Source organism: Paraburkholderia sediminicola (genome assembly GCF_046027825.1).
GTDB lineage: Bacteria > Pseudomonadota > Gammaproteobacteria > Burkholderiales > Burkholderiaceae > Paraburkholderia > Paraburkholderia sediminicola_D.
On sequence record NZ_JAQQDU010000021.1, the window covers coordinates 71,393 to 89,904 of the forward strand.

The window sequence follows — 18,512 nt, forward strand, 5'->3', positions numbered from 1 at the left end:
ATAGAGACGTCAGTCAACCTGCGCCGTGCTTCAGGCGGATTGCCCTTCGTCGAGCCGGGCAGTAATCAGATCGAGTTGCCGCTGAACGTAGCGAACCAACCCGCGCCATGTGATGCGCGTCAACCACAAACACAGCCACAAGCCAGCAATACCGGCGACCAGCAGCGCGAATCCGGAAATCATCGCGCCGATGCCCGAGCCATGCGACCCGACCATCACGACGTTATGCGCGCCGCGTCTGATCGACATGTGATCGCGATCGATCACGACCGAATCCGACCCGCTTTGGACCGCCAGACTTTTACCGCTACCGTCCATGCCTTGCACGAAGGACACGTGTTCGCCGTGGTTCCTGATGTCCCACGCCATCGACTTCGAACCGGCTCCAATGCGGGCGACCGATACCTTGTTCCATTCGTCATCCTTAAGATCGAGCGCGATGATGTCGGCGGATGCGATAGACCATGCGCCGTCAGAGTCGACCTGGAACAGATCACGCGCGCCGCCAACCGAACTGATCCTGAGTTTGCCGTCCTCATTCTTGATATCGATCGGACCGGCAAGTGTCACGATGGAAATCCGTCTGGCCGCATCCGGTCGCAGCACGAAACGGTCGCCGTCCACCCGGAACACCTTCATATTGGCTATTGCCAGGCTCAGGTTGCCCTGTGCGGGAGCGGGAGCGACATTGCTATTGTCTTTCGACGCGCTGCTGTTTCCGTTGCCGCTTGCCTGCTGATCCGTTCTCACGTCACTGCTCTCGAAGGTGAACGGCACCGAATGGAACGGCGGCCACCCGAGCACATGGTGACTCCCGAGCGCAACCACGGTCACGAACCCGGCCACCGTCAGCGCACCCGAAACCGCGTAGCCGATCGTCAGCATCAGCAGATAGAACATGAACGGGATCAGCAACAGCAATTGCAACAAGCCGAGCCCCGCGACCGATGCGACCACCCGCATCAGGTTGCCGAACGAGCGCCGCGTCTCCCACTGGCGGAAGTTCGCCTGTGCCTTGAGTTCGCGTGCGAGCTTGACCGGGTCGCCCAGCGCCGCGACCACCTCCGCCTCACTGCGGCCTGCTGCGAGCGCGTCACCGAAGTACTCGTGATAGTCTGCGACGATTTCGTCGACCACCTTTTTCGGCAAACTCCGCAGTTCGTGGCGCAATTGCTGGATGAATGCGTCCTGCGTCATCGCTTTTCCCCTGTTCCCGAGGGCGTGCCGGACAAGGCCAGCACACCGTTGACTTCATCGACAAAACTGCGCCATTCGCTTTGCATTTCCGCCAGACTGCTGCGGCCTGCCGCCGTCAGCGAGTAATACTTGCGCGGCGGCCCCGAACTCGATTCCACGAAATACGTCGACACCCACGCCTCGGCCTGCAAGCGGCGCATCAACGGGTAAATCGTGCCCTCGCTGATCTCCATGGTTTCGGAGAGCGTCGAGACGAGCTCGTACGCATAGCTGTCGCCGCCGGCGAGGACAGCGAGCACGCACATGTCGAGGGTTCCCTTCTTGAGCTGCGTTTTCATTCAATTCCATTACGTTAGTGTGCATAGCACGGTACCTTGCTATGCACTGGTGCGGCACACACTGATCCGCAAGATCACGAAGCAACTCTAGCACCCGGTATTGTTTAATGCAAGGTACTGTTTTATGCACGAGAGTGTGCGCCCGCCAGACCGCCGGGCAAAGCCATTCGCCCCGAACCGGCCAGCACGCCCTTCGGCCAGGCCCGGCGGGCCATCAACCGGACGAAACCACTCACCCGACCAGCCGTCCGACCATTCGCGACATTAATACAAAGGATTAGAAAACAGACTTTTACTTATTGTTTTTGGCTTCCGATAAAGGCATCAGGCCATGCGCGCAATGGCTGCGTTCATCCACTGAAACCGCCATGCCTCAAGGAGAAACCCATGACGTCCTATCGTCCCGCGGATACACCACCACCTGCGTCACCAGACGGCACCTCAGGCAACATGAAAAAGATCGCGGTGGCGAGTGTGATCGGCACGACCGTCGAATGGTATGACCTGTTCGTTTTCGCCACCGCCTCGGCACTCGTGTTCAACAAGGTGTTCTTTCCCGGCTTTGTCCCGTTGGTCGGCACCTTGCTGGCATTCGGCACGTTCGCCTCCGCCTACCTCGCACGCATTGTCGGCGCCGCCCTGTTCGGCCATTTCGGCGACCGCCTCGGACGCAAGGCGATGCTGCTGGTCTCGCTCATCATCATGGGCATCGCGACGTTCTCGATTGGCCTGCTGCCGAACTACGCGTCGATCGGAATCTGGGCGCCCATTCTGCTGCTCACCTTGCGTGTCATTCAGGGGCTCGCACTCGGCGGCGAATGGGGCGGCGCCGTGCTGATGGCGGTGGAACACGCCCCCGCCGGCAAGCGTGGACTGTATGGTTCGTGGGTGCAGATCGGCGTGCCCGCCGGGACCTTGATCGCCAATCTGGCGTTTCTGCTCTGCAATGCCATGCTTTCAAACGAAGCACTACTCGCCTGGGGCTGGCGTATTCCGTTCCTTGCGAGCGCCTTGCTCGTTGGGGTCGGCTTGTACATCCGTCTGAACACATCGGAAACGCCGTCGTTTCGCAAGATCAAGGAAGCCGACGCCCAGGTCAAATTGCCGATCGCCGAGGTACTCACGCGATATTGGAAGCAGGTTCTGCTCGGTGGCATCGCGACCATGTCGACGGGCACCTCCTTCAACCTGATCGTTGCTTTCGGGCTAACCTATGGGACGCAGACGCTGGGCTTTTCGCGTAACGCGATGCTCTCCATTGCATTGATTGCCTGCGCGCTCTGCATCGTGTTGCTGCCGGCCTTCGGCAAACTATCCGATATCGTGGGCCGCAAACCGGTGATCATCGGCGGCATCGTCGCGGAAGCCCTGCTCGCTTTCCCGCTTTTCTGGCTGCTGGATACGCGCGAGTTTTCGTTTGCGCTGCTCGGCTATCTGCTGATGATGACCGCCTTCGCCGCGAACTATGGACCCATCGCGACCTTCCTCGCGGAGTTGTTCGGCACGGAGGTTCGTTACTCCGGCCTGTCGGTGAGCTATATGTTGTCCGGGTTGCTCGGCAGTGCCGCTACGCCGATAGTCACCACTGCGCTTTTGTCCGCTACGGGCCGCGGCTCGTCGGTGGCGTGGTACATGATGGGCTCTGCCGCTGTTTCGGTACTCGCACTCGTGCTGCTCGCCGAGACGCTTCGCCGCGATATCTCGTCCGCGGCGCGCGCCAATGCCGCCACGGCGAGCCTTTCGTAAAGGTCTGATATGGAAACGGAAAAGATCTCTCTTATGCCAGCCACACCCGATCCATCCTTACTGCGCAGCCTCGAGGCCGTCAGCTTCCCGACGCTTGGGCATTTTCTGGAAAACGGCTTCGCGGATCATCGCCTTCGCGCGGTGGTCCCCAACGTTAAGGTGATCGGGCGCGCGGTAACGCTCAAGCTGCTGTCGCCCGACGCCATCCCGGTGAACCGCGCCCTGTCGCAACTCAGCCCCGGCGACGTGCTGGTGATCGACATGAGCGGCGACCACTCGCATGCGCCCGTCGGAGCGGTCACGGCATGCGCCGCCCTTAACGCCGGCGCGAGGGGCATCATAGTCGACGGTGTGGTGACCGATCTTATCGAACTACGCAGCGCGGGGCTGCCGGTGTTCGCGCGTGGGACGTCCTTACTGACGACCAAAAAGCGCGACACGGCGTCGAGTCTGTTCAACGAGCCCGTGGTGTGCGGCGGGGTCGTGGTACGTCCAGGCGACATCGTGCTGGCCGACGACAACGGCGTGCTGTTCGCCGAAGCGCCGGCCCTCGCCGCCGTGATCGATCTGGCGCTGTCGTCCGACCGCGCGGAGCCCGCCATACTGGCCCGGCTGAACGCTAAAGAGTCGCTCCAGGAGGTCCTGCAATGCTCCATGCCGCCGAATATTCGCGCCGCTAATGATCAGCATTAGAACAAAGAAATTGACGCACACTGACACGCTAACGAACACTACGCGCACTACAGCAAGTGAGAACCTGGGAGTCTTCTGAAATGCAATCCACGCCAACACTCGATCGCATGAGCGACAAACCGGCGCCGCTGGGTGCCGAACAGCAGGTACGAGAGGAACTGGCGGCGCTCTACCGGCTAGCCGCTCACTTTCGCATGACCGACATGATCGACACGCACATCACGGCGCGCCTGCCCGGCTCGCCGGGCGAGCCGCCGGCATTTCTGATCAACCGCTATGGCGTGCTGTTTCACGAGATGCGCGCGTCGGACCTCGTGAAAATCGATCATCTCGGCAATGTCATCGACGAGCGGGCGCACAGCGAGCCGGCGCTGTTTCGTGTGAACGCCGCCGGGTTCACGATTCATTCGGCTATCCACGCGGCACGCGACGATCTGCATTTCGTGATCCATACGCATACTGCCGCCGGAACAGCTGTATCGGCTCAGGAGCAGGGGCTGCTGCCGATCAGTCAGCATGCGTTGAAGTTCTACGGCAAGCTCGCCTATCACGATTACGAAGGCATCGCGCTCGAACTCGGCGAGCGCGAGCGTCTGGTGCGCGACCTCGGTTCCTGCAAGGCGATGATCCTGCGCAACCACGGGCTGCTTGCGGCAGGCGCCACGGCAGCCGAAGCGTTCCACGAGATCTATTTCCTTGAACGGGCCTGCCAGGCGCAAATCCAGGCGCTGGCCGGCGGCAGCGCGCTGCGCATCCCGCCACGCGAAGTGTGCGAATTGACCGCGAGTCAGTTCGCTCGCGAAGACTCCGCGGAAATTGCGGAGTTAGCGTGGCACGCGGCGTTACGCTTGATCGACGACCCGCAATCCGACTATCGCAACTAGGCCCGTTTTCCGATTCGATGCAATGACCAAATTAGTTCTGATGAGCCGTGACTACGACATGTCACACCTGGTGCAGCCGATTCTGCGCGCCGCCCCTGACCTCAATGTCGTGATGCACGGCGAGCAGTCCGCCGACGATGCTGAAATTGCCGTGTGCTGGAACCCGCCGGCCGGCGCGTTGGCGACGTTGCCGAAACTGCGGCTCGTGCATAGCATCGCCGCGGGCGTCGACAACATTCTGTCCGACCCTGCCTTGCCCGCCGTGCCGCTGTGCCGGGTCGTCGATCCGCAACACGCGCGCGGAATGAGCGAATTCGTGACCTGGGGGGTGCTGCACTTCCATCGTCAACTCGACCGCGTGCTCGCCAATCAGCGTCTCGACCGCTGGTTCCGCCACGATCAGCGTGATGCTTCCGAATGCGCCATCGGCATCATGGGACTGGGAGAAATCGGCAGCCGCGTCGCGACGGATTTGCAGCGCTTCGGCTTCGCGGTGCGTGGATGGGCGCGCAAGTCACGTGAACTGCCGGGCGTGACGACTTTCGCCGGTCCACAGGAATTCACGCCATTCCTCCAGGGGACGGACATCCTCGTGTGTCTCTTGCCGCTCACCCACGAAACTCGCTGGATTCTCAATGCGAACACCTTCGAACACCTGCGGCCGGGCGCGAAACTGATCCACGTCGGCCGCGGTGAACATCTGGTGCCCGCGGACCTGATCGCGGCGCTCACGAGCGGGCAGATCGGCGGCGCGATCGTCGACGTGTTCCCGACCGAACCGTTACCGCCTGAAGATCATTTGTGGCGGACACCGAATCTGATCGTCACGCCTCACATGGCGTCCGTCGCAAGCTCGGCGACAATCGGCGCGCAAGTGGCGCACAACGCACGCAGGCTGATCCGCGGCGAACCGCTGCAGAACGTGGTCGACGTCACGCGGGGCTATTGAGCGCGGCCACTGAACGAAGCTGTTGAGCGCGGCGCTAAAGGTCAGCACTTTCCGCCTGGCCGTCGATGAACGCATTCAGGGCGTCGATAAACGCGGCTTCGGCAGCGCTCAGCTTGCGGTCCAGTGACCACAGCATGTAGATATCGAGGTCGGCCACACCTTCATCCGGCGGCAACCGCTGAAGGCGGCCTTGAGCGATGTCATCGCGCACGACGTGTTCCGGCAGGCAACCGATGCCGAAGCCCGCAAAGATGAAGCGCCGCACCTCAGTCATGCTCGACGATGAGCCAACCACGCGCCCCGTGAACCCCATCTCGTCACGAAAGAAGGTAAGCGGCGACAGGTGATCGCCCACTTTGTCGCCGGTGAAGGAGACGAACTTCTCGCCGGCCAGGTCGGCGACCCGCAGATCGTCGCGCCCAAAGAGCGGATGGTGGCGTCCACAGAAAAGTGCATACCGTTGCCGCAGAAACACGCGGCTGTCGACCCGTTTAGGTAATGCGCGCCGCGGCGTCAGTCCGAGCGTTGCGGACTTTTGCTGGAGACTGTTCACCACATCGGCGCTGCGCATTTCCTGGCTTTCGAGTTCAATGCGCGGATACGTGCGATGAAACTCCGCAAGAAACGTGTCGTAGGCCGGAAAATCGATGCCGCTGACGGTACTCACGCGCACCATGCCGGAGATATCGTGATCGCGATCCACCTCGGCAAGCGACAGACGCGAGATTGTGCCGTACACGTCTTCAGCAATCTGCTTCACTTCGATACCGGCCTGCGTGACCTCGATGCGCGGACCGTGGCGATCCACGAGGCGCAGTCCCAACTGCTCCTCCAGGCGGCGCAGCGCCTGGCTCACGGCGGGCTGCGTCAGATGCAGCTTCGTCGCCGCGCGACTCACGCTGCCTTCTTTCGCAATGGCGAGAAAAGTACGCAGCAGATTCCAGTCGAGGCGGTCGTTCAGATAGGTGTCCGGGCGGTCTTTGCTCACGATGAGCCTCACTGTTTTCATCATCCGCCAAAATTATACTTAGGATTAGAATTAAAAATTAGACTTATCATTTTTGATTACCGATAAAGGCATCACGACGAACTCGACGCGGCTATCGCGCCGCGACTTCAGGAGTGTGTGATGCTAAAAATCAATGGTGAGCGGCTCTGGACGAGCCTGATGAACATGGCTGCGGTCGGCGCCACGGCCGGTGGCGGTGTGCGGCGCCTCGCACTGACCGAACAGGACGCGGCAGGTCGAGCGCTTTTTTCGCAATGGTGCCTCGAGGCCGGGCTCACGTTGTCCGTCGATCAGGTGGGCAATCTCTTCGCCCGGCGCGCCGGCAAACGCGCCGATGCCGCGCCCGTCGCAAGCGGGAGCCACCTTGACACCCAGCCCGAGGGCGGCCGCTTTGACGGGGTCTACGGCGTACTCGCCGCACTCGAAGTCGTCCGCACCCTGAACGATGCCGGCATTCAAACGGACAAGCCCATCGAGATCGTCGTATGGACCAATGAGGAAGGCGCGCGCTTCACACCGGCCATGCTCGGCTCAGCGGCGTTCACGGGCGTCATGCCGCTCGCACAGGCGCTAAACACACGCGATGCCGGAGGCACCTCAGTCGAACAGGCATTGCAAACAACTGGCTACGCCGGCACGCGCGCTGTGCCCGGCATCGTCTTCGACGCCTACTTCGAGGCACACATCGAACAGGGTCCGGTGCTCGAGGAAAGTGGCGTGCCGATTGGTGTCGTGACGGGTGGGCAAGCGATTCGCTGGCTCGACGTGCATGTGCGCGGACAGGCAGCGCATGCGGGCACGACGCCGATGCAATACCGCCGCGATGCGCTGTTCGCAAGCGCGGAAATGGCCGCGGAACTGGAGAGCATCGCGGCGGATTTCTTCCCGCAAGGCCTCGCCACCATCGGCGAGCTGCACATACGCAATGCATCGCGCAACACCATCGCCGCAGACCTGTCGTTCACGGTGGACCTGCGTCACCCCGACGATGCGCTGATCGACAAGATGGAAGCGGCGCTGCGCGAGAGCGTCGATACGATTGCGAAGCGCCGCCGCCTCACGGTCGAGGTGGGGCAGCATTGGGTCAGTCCTGCGACGCCGTTCGACCCGCACTGCATTGCAGCCGTCAACAACGCGGCAGAGGCGCTGGACTATCCGCATCAACGCATCGTCAGCGGCGCCGGACACGATGCGATCCATCTCGCCAAACATTGTCCGACCGCGATGATCTTTATTCCCTGCGTCGACGGTCTGAGCCATAACGAAGCCGAAGACGCTTTGCCGGAAGACGTCACGCGTGGCGCGGACGTGCTGCTTCACGCGATGCTGGCACGCGCGGGGCAGACCGTATGAGCGCATATCAAACACCGCGTCCGCCAGGCGTCCGGCGCACATGGCTCTTCGTACCGGGCAACCGTTCCGAGGCGCACGCAGCCGCGCTGCGCAGCGGCACCGACGCCGTCGTCGCCGACCTTGAAGAGATGACCTCGCCGCAAGACCGGCCGCAGGCACGCGAGCGTATTGTCACGCTATTGCGCGAGGCGCCTCCCGCCGGCACGGTCGGCTCGGTACGGATCAACAAACTGGAGCACGACGGCCATGCCGATCTCGAGGGCGTCATGCCCGGCAACCCACGGGCAATTTTTCTGCCGCACGCGGAAAGCGCGGCCCAACTGGCCGCGCTCGACAATGCGCTGGCCGTCATCGAGCGCAAGCTGGGCATTCCGGCGGGCTCGACGGAGATGGTTCCAGTTATCGAATCCGCGAAGGGTCTGGTCAATTTAGGCGCGCTGCTTCAGGTGGGAGCACGAATAAAGTGCTGCATGCTCGCGGTCGAAGACCTGGCGGCGAATCTCAGCGCGCGCCGCACGCCGGGCGGTAACGAGCTGCTGTACGCACGCAGCCGCTTTCTGATCGAGTGCGTGGCCGCCGGCTGCGTGCCGATTGATCTGCCCTGTACGTATCGGTCAGCGCAGGTGCTTGAACAGGACCTGGACATCTCTACCCAACTCGGATTCGCATCGAAAAGCGTCGTGTTTCCCGAACACGTGCCGGCGATTCACCGTGCGCTGACGCCATCCATGGAAGACGTGCAGGCAGCGCATGCGCTCATCGACGCGCACGCCGCACAGCAGGCGAATCCGCCCGCAGCCGGATCGGCATGGATCGACTACCCCGAGCGCAATAACGCGCAACGACTGATCGCGCGTAACGCCCTCCTCCGTGCCTTTGACGACAACGGCAGCACTTAGGCAGGGCGAGCATTAGCCATCCTGATAATGAAGATTAAAAATCCGAATTTTGCGGGCGTATTTCGGCGACGGATAAAGACGGCAGTCAAGCCAACGCTGCGCGTCCATCAAGAGGATTCCCCATGTCCCATTCTGAACAGACTCATCAGCCCGTGCGCGCCGCCACCGCGGCCTTTATCGGCACGGCCGTCGAGTTTTACGACTACTACACCTATGCGACGGCCGCCGCGCTCGTTCTCGGTGACGTGTTCTTCCCGAGCAGCAATCATTTCCTCAGTACGATGGCCTCGTTCGGCACGTTCTTCGTCGGCTTCATCGCACGCCCATTGAGTGGCGCGGTATTCGGGCATCTCGGCGACAAGCTTGGCCGCAAGAAGATGCTGCTGCTGACCATGTTCCTGATGGGGATCGCCACGACCGGCATCGGCCTGCTGCCCGGCTATAGCAGCATCGGCATCTGGGCGCCGGTCTCCCTGGTGCTGTTACGGATTCTCCAGGGTATTGCCGTGGGCGGCGAATGGGGCGGCGCGGTACTGATGGCGAGCGAGCACGCGCCAACCGGCCGCAAAACGTTCTTCGCGTCCTTCCCGCAGATGGGCAGCCCGGCGGGGTTGATTCTTTCGCTTGTGTCGTTCAGGCTCGTCACCTCGCTCGATCACGAAAGCTTCGTTGCCTGGGGCTGGCGCCTGCCGTTCCTGGCCAGCTTCGTGCTGCTATTGATCGGCATGGCGATCCGTCTCGGGGTAAAAGAGTCGCCCGAGTTCGAGCAGCTTCGCAAGAATCGCGAGGTGCTGAAATCGCCCGTCAAGGAAGTGCTGCGCACCGCGTGGTATCCGATCGTCATGGCGGCGATGGCCACGACGATCGGCTCCGCCGGGTTCTTCTTCACCAACACGTTCATGATTTCGTATGTCACCGGTTATCTCGGCATGTCGAAATCGTTCATTCTCGATTGCCTGTTTGTCGTCACCCTCATCCAGTTGGCGTCCCAGCCGATTTCGGCGTTGCTGGCTCAACGTGTTGGAGAAACCCGCTTTCTGACCTGCGCCGCCCTGCTCTCCATGCTCACGCCCTACCCGATGTTTCTGCTCGTCAAGACGCAAAACCCGATCGCGATCGTGGCGGGTATCTCGCTCGCGGTGGTGGTGCTGTCTGCCATCTATGCCGTCATCGCCGGTTTCATGACGCCGGCATTTCCGACGCAGGTCCGGTACTCCGGCATTTCGATTGCTTACCAACTGTGCGCGACGATCGCAGGTGGGACGACGCCGTTGATCGGTACGATGCTCGCGCAGAACTACAAGGGCGAGTGGCTGCCACTGGCGATTTTCTTCACCTTGCTGTCGGCCGTGTCGCTGATTGGCATCGTGGGACTCGGGCGTTATCGCAAAGGGATCCGCGTGGAGGGATCCGCCGCGATGCTGGCCAATTAGGGCTGGCCGACATGGGTTGATCGGGTGGCGCGAATCGGACCGGCAACGCGCCGCAGATTGAAGACAGCGGGCTTAGAGCGACGCGCCCCCGCACATCACAATCTGTTGCCCGGTAATCGCGCCCGCATCGGCACCGAGCAGGAAGGCAGTCAGCGCTGCCACTTCCGACGGTTTGACGAAGCGGCCGATCGGAGGCAATTTCGGAGGCGTACCGGCACGCGCGGGATCGCTGAGGAGTGGCGTATCGGTTGCGCCAGGCGCCACCACATTGACTGTGATGGCCTGCGGCGCAAGTTCGGCGGCCCAGGATCGGGCCATGCCAACCAGCGCCGCTTTGGTCGCCGCGTATTGACTGCGGGTGGCGGCGCCATTCGCGGTCCGGCTGCCGATCAGCACGATGCGTCCGCCCGCGGCCATCTTCGGCAGCAACGCATTGGCGAGAAAAGCGGCCGCGTCGACATGAGTCCGCCACATGGCCGCGCCGTCGGCGGTGGCCAGTTTGCCGAGTGGCGCCGTGCGCATGAAACCGGCCGCATGCACGAACGCATCGCATGCGCCGATGGCGTCGACGACGGGCTCCAGCGCGGCGAAGTCTGTCACGTCGACGGGGACGATCGTCAGGCGCTCCATGTCGTGCCTCGCCGGTCTCCGGCACAGGCCCGTCACGCGCCACCCATCCGCAAGCGGGCGTTGAACGATCGCCTCACCGATGCCCGACGACGCACCCGTCACCACCGCATGCCTTTGCACGACACATTCCACTGTCACTCCGTTTCCCCTCGAAAATCGGTCACGGAGAGGCGTCGCGAAGCTTTATCGAATCGCCGCGGTCTCCACCGTCACCTCGCCTCGCTCGTCGAACAAGGCCAGTTCCTGCGGCTGCGCCGCGTTATCGGTAATCAACGTCCAATCGCGTTCGAGCGGCGTCCAATGCTGCTGGCTGGCACGACCAAGCTTGTCGGCGGTAACCAGCACGAACACGCTTGCCGCCTGGCGGATCACACATTCCTTCAGATACGCCTGCTCGGCGGTCGCCTCACAGAGACCGCGCGTAGCCGTCACACCGTCGGCGCCGAGAAATGCCTTGTCGAAACTCAAGCGGCTCAACGCAAGCTGCGCCAGCGGCCCGAGCGTACTCATGCTCGACGAGCGGATATCGCCGCCGATTAGCGTCACCCGCACCTTGCTGGAGGCGAGCGCGCCGACCACCAGCAGGTTGTTCGTCACGACATGAATCGAACGATACCCGATCAATTGCCGCGCAAGCGCCGCTGTGGTCGTGCCGCCGTCGAGAAACAGCGTGTCGTCCTCCTGGACATGCGCAAGCGCGGCGCGCGCGATTGCCTCCTTCTGCTCACGAAAGCTTTCGCTACGCTCGTCGAGCGAAGCTTCCGGTTCGTGAGCACTGACCGCCGCCGCACCGCCATAGGTGCGCAGGATCTGGCGGTCGTCGGCGAGCGCCCGCAAATCGCGCCGCACAGTCGCCTCGGACATGCCGAAGTGCTCGCACAGCGTACCGACATCTGTCATCCCGCCCAACACAGCGTGAAGCATCGCCTCGCGGCGTTTCGCAACTTTCATGATCTTGGATCGGAGGAACCGGTTAAGCGACAGCGCGCCATCAGCGCGCGAAAAAGTGTGCCTAGTGTAGCGAATTTCCATTCGTACGCCGTGTCCCTTTCCGGTCCGCTCAAAACTGGCGCTTCCGCCCCAGTTGCCTCACTGACGGCTGTAGCCGCGCACCCATGTTTCGTCGACGCGCACGTACTTGATTCGTTGGCGGAAGTACGTGAAAGCAATGTGCAATGCACCGTCGGCCGATTGCACGATCGACGGGTACGAATACTCGCGGTTGCGCTGCTCGGCCGAGTTGTTCGTCATGCAGTAGCCATCACCGATTTCCAGATTGCGCCGGCGCGCCCATGTGCGACCGCCGTCTTCGGAAATAGCCAGTGACATCGGGCTGCGCGGGGCGCCCCAGAACGCGGAGCCGCGCGCCGACGCGCTCTGATCGCGTAACGCGCCGCTGTCTTCAGAGTCTTCGATATCGTCGTACAGCGAGGCGCGCCGCCCGGTGGCATGCGAGGCGTCGCTCTCGTTGAACACCAGCGCGAGATGGCCATTCTTCAACGACACGAACTGAATCGACGAGTTGTTGTTCGGCAACGTGGTCGCTTGCGGCGCGCTCCACGTGCGGCCATCTTTCGAGCGGCTCGCATAGACGAAGTCCGCCCACCGGCTGCGGAACAGTGCGAGCAACGAGCCGTCGGCGAGTACCTGCACGTTCATATGCACGCTACCGACGCTATCGGGCACCTCATGCTCGCGCCACGAGCGTCCCTCGTCTTCGGAGATCAGCACGGCGCTGATGTCGTTGTTGCCGACCCACCGCTCGCCGGGTTCGGTGCGGCACAGAAACACGGGGCACAACCATGCACCGTCCGGCAGCACCACGATCGGCTGACGCACGAAGGTGCCCGCACGGTCGAACAACGTCTCGATCGGCCCCCACGTCAAGCCGCCGTCGGACGAGATACGCCGCCGCACGATCGCGGTGTTCTGATGGCCGGACAACTGCGCGGTATAAGTCAGCCACACACGGCCATCGGGCGCGGTGAACAGCACGGGGTTCTGCTCGGAGCGCGTCGGATCGTTTGACAGTTTCTCGGGTTCGGACCAGACGTCACTGCCGGAACGCAGCCGCGACATGTAGATCGACACGTCGGGAATCCCCTCCTGGGTACCGCCGAACCACACACACAACAGGTCGCCATTGGGCAGCGCATGCAGATTGGCCGCGTGGTTCTGTACGCACGGGGACGGCAAATACGCATCGTGCCGCTGCGCATCGGCATAAGCCGCGCGCACGTGGGCGTCCCACGTTGCCGAGGTCGGGGCGTCTGCGAGGATGGAAGTCATCCAGTGTTCTCCTGATTACGTCACTTCAATGTGATCCACGATGCTGGAGCCGCTCGTTGCTGGCGCCGACGGGTTTCGAACCCGAAGGAAACAGCAGTTTCTCCAGCACGATAACGATAGCCGGCGTCACCAGCGACACATACATATTGTCGATGCCGAACGGATTGCCGAGCAGATACCACACAGTCGTGGAAATCGTCGCGATGATCAGCGCGGCCATCGCGCCGCGGCTGCTGTTGAAGAAAGGCAGATAGATGCCGATCAAGGCCACCACGGACACCGTCAGACGCAAAGCCCGCGTGAAGAACGACAGCGCCAGAATCTGCGGCACGAAGAGCACGAACAGGAGCGGCACGAGTCCGACCACGAGCGAAATCCAGCGTGTCATGCGCAGCTCGACGTCCGGCGCCGGGTTGTAGCGCGGCACATAGAAGTCCTTCACGACCAGCGACGCGATGGCCAGCGCCACCGTACACACGCTGACGAAAATCGACGCAACGAGCGACGTCGTCACCACACCAGCCAGCAGCGGATTCATATGCTGCAGAAACACCGGCAGCGCATAGAGGCTCTTGATGTGGGGAAACAGAAACTTGGCTGCCACGCCGAGAAAACCCAGCGCGATCGAGATCGGCACGCACAACGCCGCGGCAAGCAGCGATGCATTGCGCGCCGCCGCCGGTGAACGGGTCGCGGAAATCGCCTGAATGATGAACTGCGTCGAAAAGATCGCGCCGGCAGTGCCGATGATCCACGCGCCGATCGTACCGTTGCTGAGCGAGCCGTTCCATGTGAAATAGTGCTCGGGCATTTGCGCCATCATCGGTTTGATGCCGCCCGTCATTTGCCACGCCACGACCACCAGAATCGCGATGCCGATCAGTTTGACCGCGCTATGCACGATGGTCAGATAAGCGACGCTCTTCAAGCCGCCCCACGCGAAATACACCGTGCTGACGATCGCAGTGATCACTGCGGCGGTCGGCAGATTGATGCGCATCACCGTCGAAATCGCCGCCGCGCCGCTCACATAGTTGCCCACGTTCACGAGAAACAGCGCGTAGATCATGATTGCCGAGACGACCAGCTTCGCGCGCTTGCCGTACTTCATTGCGATGAAGCCCGAGATCGTGAATTCGCCGGAACTATAGAGGCGCTTGGCCATGAACAGGCCGAAAAACAGAAAGCCGATCGACGCGGCGATCACCGACCACGATGCCGCGATGCCAGCACTGAACGCTTCCTGCGAGGTGCCCACCGTCGACTTTGCACCGATGAATTCCGACATCAGCAATACCGCGACGACCACCGCCGGCATGGAGCGCGACGCCACCATGAACTGTTCGGAATTGCGGCTGCGCAGCTTGACGCTAAACCAGCTGGTCAGAAGAACGTAGAGCACGACCATCCCGATGATGATCGCTGTGTCCCAGTAGCTAAAAGTTGCCATGGTGTCTCCAATGTATTTTGACGACGTCTTCGCATCGAAAAATCCGGCCGCCGGGCGTGTGCCCGCCTTCTCGACGGCCGAGAATCTGTTTCCGCCGCAGCGGTAGGGTGTTGCCGGGTCGCGAACCGCGCTCAGGCTTCCAGTTCAGAGTGCCGGGTCGCGAGATCGAGTGCCTGTTTCAGCGCCTCGAGCATGCTGCGCTCGTCGGCGATACCCTTGCCGGCGATGTCGAACGCAGTACCGTGATCGACCGACGTACGAATCACCGGCAGACCGACGGTCACGTTGACACCGGCCTCGAGGCCCATCACCTTGACCGGGCCGTGGCCTTGATCGTGATACATCGCGACCACCACATCGAAGTCGCCGCGGCCAGCGCGGAAAAACAGCGTATCGGCGGGCAACGGGCCTTCGACGTCCCAGCCCCGTGCTTGCAGAACCTGCACCGCCGGAATGATCTTTTCCTCTTCCTCGCCGTAGCCGAACAGGCCGTTCTCGCCCGCATGCGGATTGATCCCGCACACACCGATGCGCGGGTTGTCGATACCGGCGCGCACCAGCGTTTCATGTGCGCGCTCGATGGTCCGTTGCACCAGGCCCGGTTCGATACGGCGAATGGCGTCCAGCAGGCCGATGTGGGTCGTCACGTGAATCACGCGCAGCTTTGGTGCGACGAGCATCATCGACACTTCGTCAATGCCGGTCAGATGCGCGAGCATCTCCGTATGCCCGGGGAAAATGTGGCCGCCCGCGTGCAGCGCCTCCTTGTTCAGCGGCGCCGTGCAGATCGCATCCAGTTCGCCCGCCGAAGTCAGTTTGACGGTGCGCGCAATGTATTGATACGCCGCATCGCCCGCGACCGCCGACAGCTTGCCGTACGGCAGATCCGCCGGTATGAGGCCGAGATCGATGCAATCCACCACGCCGCATTCGAAGCCGGCCTCCGCAGGACTGCTGATCGCGCGCACCTCGAGCGTGACACCCGCGCGCTTGCCGGCATCGCGCAGACGCGCGGCGTCGCCAATCACGAGCGGGCGGCACTGTTCGTAGACGGAGGCATGGGCCAACGCCTTCATGACGATTTCCGGGCCGACGCCGGCAGCATCGCCCATGGTGATGCCGATAACTGGACGATAGGTCATTGTGGTGAGTCCTTTGATGGTGGCCACGTGGGGCCGGGCAAGGCGTTGAACGCCGGCGAGTTTCCGCCAGGCAAGATGAAGCGTATCGGGGTGACCGAAACCGCCCGCTTTGGTGACGACGCACAGGCGATGGCCGTTGTAATCAGCGTGCAGCAGCGGTACACCGCTTTCGATTTCCTCGACGATCCGCAACTGGCGGATACCGGCAGCGGACAACAACGCGCGCGCAGTCTCCCCGCCGGTGGCGATCACACTGCCGGCGAACGGCAACGCGGGCGCGAGCAGCGCCGCGAGACGCTGACAAAACAGCAGGCCGTCAGCGACGCCCGTACGATCGGACTGGCTCAGCGAGACGACAACGTGCCGCCCCTGTTGCAGCGCTTCGCTAACCTTGTGTGTGAGATTCGCGGGCGTTTCCATAAGCGGTTCGGCCAGCAGCGTCCTCGTGTCGACTTCGAACGAAACAAGCGCGCTACCCGCTTCTGCTTTCAGGCGCTCGAGCTGGGCATGCGAAACGCTCGACATGCTGCCGACCACGGTCAGTACCGGCCAACTCGACGTGTGAGGTGCCTGTGCGGTGAGCGGCGTAGCGCCAGCCAGATTCAATGCGCACATCAGATCGCGCGCAAGCCCCGCCGAGCCGACCCAGAATACGCCGCGTAGCGGTGCGGACGCACGGGCGACCCGCTGCAGGTCGTCTTCCGTTTCGCTGTCGCACACCACAGCCTGAATACCGGCGTGACGCAACGTGTCGAGCCGGTCTGCTAATACAGCGTTGCCCGAACGCACGTCGGCCAAGGTCAGCGCGACCGTACGCACGCCGTAGTGCTCGAGCATCGCCGGAAGATTCGCCTCGCCGCCTAACCCTTCGTTACGCCACACTTCGGTTTCTTCCACCGCCACGCCGTTCAGCCATTGGCGAGCATTGCGGGTCGTGCGGCCGCCGGCCGGAAACGCCGGCGCCACGATCGCCATGCCGGCGAGTGGCACCAGTGCGCCCACTTCAGCGGCGAAGTTGCCGCGCAGCGTTGAATCGACTTTCTTGTAGAGCTTCGTCTCTGCATGACCGAGCTCGCGCCACACCTCCGCGTTACTGCGGGCCGCGGAGGTTGCGTCAAGCCGGCGCGAATCGGCATCGACGGCAAGCACATCGACCGCGTCGGGCGTATTGCCCGCTTCGCGCAGCACGGCCGCTGAAGGCGTGCGCGCATCGAGTGTCACGACGCTGCGCAAGCCGAGGCGCGCGCCTGTCACGGCGCAGTCGGCCGTACCCGACAAGTCGTCGCCGATGATCAGGAGCCGCACGCGGCGTTCGCGGGCGAGGGTCATGGCAGCAGGCGGCGATAGATCGCCTTCATGTCGTCGAGCGAAAGCGGCTTCGGATTGTTGCCAAGCAGCCGTTTGACTTTCGCCGCCGCCACCGAGAGCGCCTCGAGATCGTCTTCGCTGACGCCGAATTCGCGCAGATTCTGGGGAATGTCGACGGCCGCCGTCCATTCATTGATGCGCTCGATCAGCTTGCGCGCGGCGGTCTGTTGATCGTCGTCGTGCGTGCAGAGAGACAGCGCACGCGCGACGTCGGCGAGGCGGCCCGCGCAAGCATCCATGTTGAACGCCATCACGTGCGGCAGCAGCATGGCGTTCGCCACACCGTGCGTGATGTTGAACATCCCGCCGAGCGGATACGCAAGCGCGTGCACCGCGGCGGTGCCGGCCGCCGTCAACGCGAGGCCGCCGTACATCGAACCGAGCATCATGGCTTCGCGCGCCTTGATCGACTCGCCGTGTTCGTAGGCTTCGATAATGTTCGCACCGATCAGCCGCATCGATTCCATCGCGAACATGTCGCTGACCGGATTGGCCTTGGTCGAGATATACGATTCGAGCGAGTGCACGAACGCGTCCATGCCGGTCGCCGCGGTGATCGCCTTAGGCAGTTTCAGCGTGAGCGCGGCGTCGAGTATCACGAGTTGCGGCAACAGATGACGGCTCACGATACCGACCTTCAGTTCCTCGTCCTGCAACGTGACGATCGCATTGGGCGTCACTTCGGAGCCGGTGCCCGCGGTAGTCGGCACGAGGATCAACGGCACGCCCGGCTTTTTGATCAGATCGATGCCGAGCCATTCGCGCAGCGGCTGCTCATTGGTCAAGCGCACGGCAAACAGTTTGGCTGCATCGAGCACGCTGCCGCCGCCGATCGACAGGATCGCGTGCGGCGCGAACGGTGCGATCTGCTCGCTGAATACGCTTTCCACGTTGCCGATGGTGGGTTCGGGCTCGACATCGCGCACGATCAGCACTTCGATGTCCTTGTCGGCGAGCGCGGCCATCACGCGATCGATCACACCGAGCGCCTCCATCGCGGGCTGGGTGATCAAGGCGATGCGTTTGACCGGCGTGTCGAGTAACGCTAGTTTTTCCGCCAGCAGGTCAAGGCTGTGTGCGCCGTGTACGATGTGCTTGACGGTCTGGAAGTGATAGGTCGTGGTCATGGCAG

At 62.5% G+C, this 18,512-nt stretch carries 16 protein-coding genes; 7 read left to right on the forward strand and 9 right to left on the reverse strand.

Features of this window, described 5'->3' with window-relative positions; all coding sequences use genetic code 11:
- Positions 1–30: 30 nt before the first annotated feature.
- Both PQQ96_RS14270 and PQQ96_RS14275 read right to left on the reverse strand, forming a co-directional pair.
- A complete protein-coding gene (locus PQQ96_RS14270; protein WP_408292610.1) occupies positions 31–1,197 on the reverse strand; it encodes a DUF1700 domain-containing protein in 1,167 nt (388 codons plus the stop codon).
- Positions 1,194–1,535 (reverse strand): PadR family transcriptional regulator, encoded by a 342-nt coding sequence (locus PQQ96_RS14275; RefSeq protein ID WP_408292612.1) that lies wholly within the window; start codon positions 1,533–1,535, stop codon positions 1,194–1,196. The genes PQQ96_RS14270 and PQQ96_RS14275 overlap by 4 nt, the downstream gene beginning before the upstream one ends.
- A gap of 387 nt (positions 1,536–1,922) precedes the next feature.
- Here PQQ96_RS14275 and PQQ96_RS14280 point away from each other — a divergent pair, with 387 nt between their 5' ends.
- The 4 genes from PQQ96_RS14280 (at position 1,923) to PQQ96_RS14295 (ending at position 5,807) form a co-directional block, all read left to right on the forward strand.
- Positions 1,923–3,281 carry an MFS transporter gene (locus PQQ96_RS14280; protein ID WP_408292614.1) on the forward strand — a complete coding sequence of 453 codons (1,359 nt, stop codon included), beginning with the start codon at positions 1,923–1,925 and terminating at the stop codon, positions 3,279–3,281.
- Between the two features lie 9 nt (positions 3,282–3,290).
- Complete coding sequence (locus tag PQQ96_RS14285) at positions 3,291–3,974, forward strand: RraA family protein (protein WP_408292616.1); 684 nt, start codon at positions 3,291–3,293, stop codon at positions 3,972–3,974.
- A gap of 107 nt (positions 3,975–4,081) precedes the next feature.
- The gene (locus tag PQQ96_RS14290; RefSeq protein WP_408292680.1) at positions 4,082–4,858 is read left to right on the forward strand and encodes a class II aldolase/adducin family protein; all 777 of its coding nucleotides are present in this window, start codon (positions 4,082–4,084) and stop codon (positions 4,856–4,858) included.
- A gap of 22 nt (positions 4,859–4,880) precedes the next feature.
- The gene (locus PQQ96_RS14295) at positions 4,881–5,807 is read left to right on the forward strand and encodes a 2-hydroxyacid dehydrogenase (RefSeq protein ID WP_408292618.1); all 927 of its coding nucleotides are present in this window, start codon (positions 4,881–4,883) and stop codon (positions 5,805–5,807) included.
- Between the two features lie 34 nt (positions 5,808–5,841).
- Here the strand turns inward: PQQ96_RS14295 and PQQ96_RS14300 are convergent, their stop codons facing one another.
- Positions 5,842–6,795: a LysR family transcriptional regulator gene (locus PQQ96_RS14300; protein ID WP_408292620.1), complete on the reverse strand. Its 954-nt coding sequence runs from the start codon at positions 6,793–6,795 to the stop codon at positions 5,842–5,844.
- A 141-nt stretch (positions 6,796–6,936) separates the two neighbouring features.
- Here PQQ96_RS14300 and PQQ96_RS14305 point away from each other — a divergent pair, with 141 nt between their 5' ends.
- From PQQ96_RS14305 to PQQ96_RS14315, 3 genes are all read left to right on the forward strand, one after another.
- Entirely contained in the window at positions 6,937–8,169 is a 1,233-nt protein-coding gene (locus tag PQQ96_RS14305) for a Zn-dependent hydrolase (RefSeq protein ID WP_408292622.1), read from the forward strand.
- Positions 8,166–9,068 (forward strand): HpcH/HpaI aldolase/citrate lyase family protein, encoded by a 903-nt coding sequence (locus PQQ96_RS14310; RefSeq protein ID WP_408292623.1) that lies wholly within the window; start codon positions 8,166–8,168, stop codon positions 9,066–9,068. Before PQQ96_RS14305 ends, PQQ96_RS14310 begins: the two co-directional genes overlap by 4 nt.
- A gap of 122 nt (positions 9,069–9,190) precedes the next feature.
- Complete coding sequence (locus PQQ96_RS14315) at positions 9,191–10,501, forward strand: MFS transporter (RefSeq protein WP_408292625.1); 1,311 nt, start codon at positions 9,191–9,193, stop codon at positions 10,499–10,501.
- A gap of 72 nt (positions 10,502–10,573) precedes the next feature.
- Here PQQ96_RS14315 and PQQ96_RS14320 read toward each other — a convergent pair whose 3' ends face one another.
- From PQQ96_RS14320 to PQQ96_RS14345, 6 genes are all read right to left on the reverse strand, one after another.
- Positions 10,574–11,251: an SDR family NAD(P)-dependent oxidoreductase gene (locus tag PQQ96_RS14320; RefSeq protein WP_408292627.1), complete on the reverse strand. Its 678-nt coding sequence runs from the start codon at positions 11,249–11,251 to the stop codon at positions 10,574–10,576.
- A gap of 63 nt (positions 11,252–11,314) precedes the next feature.
- Positions 11,315–12,082 (reverse strand): DeoR/GlpR family DNA-binding transcription regulator, encoded by a 768-nt coding sequence (locus PQQ96_RS14325; RefSeq protein ID WP_408292629.1) that lies wholly within the window; start codon positions 12,080–12,082, stop codon positions 11,315–11,317.
- A 138-nt stretch (positions 12,083–12,220) separates the two neighbouring features.
- Positions 12,221–13,420: a sialidase family protein gene (locus PQQ96_RS14330; RefSeq protein WP_408292631.1), complete on the reverse strand. Its 1,200-nt coding sequence runs from the start codon at positions 13,418–13,420 to the stop codon at positions 12,221–12,223.
- 25 nt (positions 13,421–13,445) lie between these two features.
- Positions 13,446–14,870 (reverse strand): sodium:solute symporter family protein, encoded by a 1,425-nt coding sequence (locus tag PQQ96_RS14335; protein ID WP_408292632.1) that lies wholly within the window; start codon positions 14,868–14,870, stop codon positions 13,446–13,448.
- Positions 14,871–15,001: 131 nt separating this feature from the next.
- Positions 15,002–17,341, reverse strand: coding sequence for a 4-hydroxythreonine-4-phosphate dehydrogenase PdxA (gene pdxA, locus PQQ96_RS14340; RefSeq protein WP_408292634.1), 2,340 nt, complete (start codon positions 17,339–17,341; stop codon positions 15,002–15,004).
- Positions 17,338–18,507, reverse strand: a complete 1,170-nt coding sequence (locus tag PQQ96_RS14345; RefSeq protein ID WP_408292636.1) for an iron-containing alcohol dehydrogenase — start codon at positions 18,505–18,507, stop codon at positions 17,338–17,340. Before PQQ96_RS14345 ends, pdxA begins: the two co-directional genes overlap by 4 nt.
- Positions 18,508–18,512 lie beyond the last annotated feature (5 nt).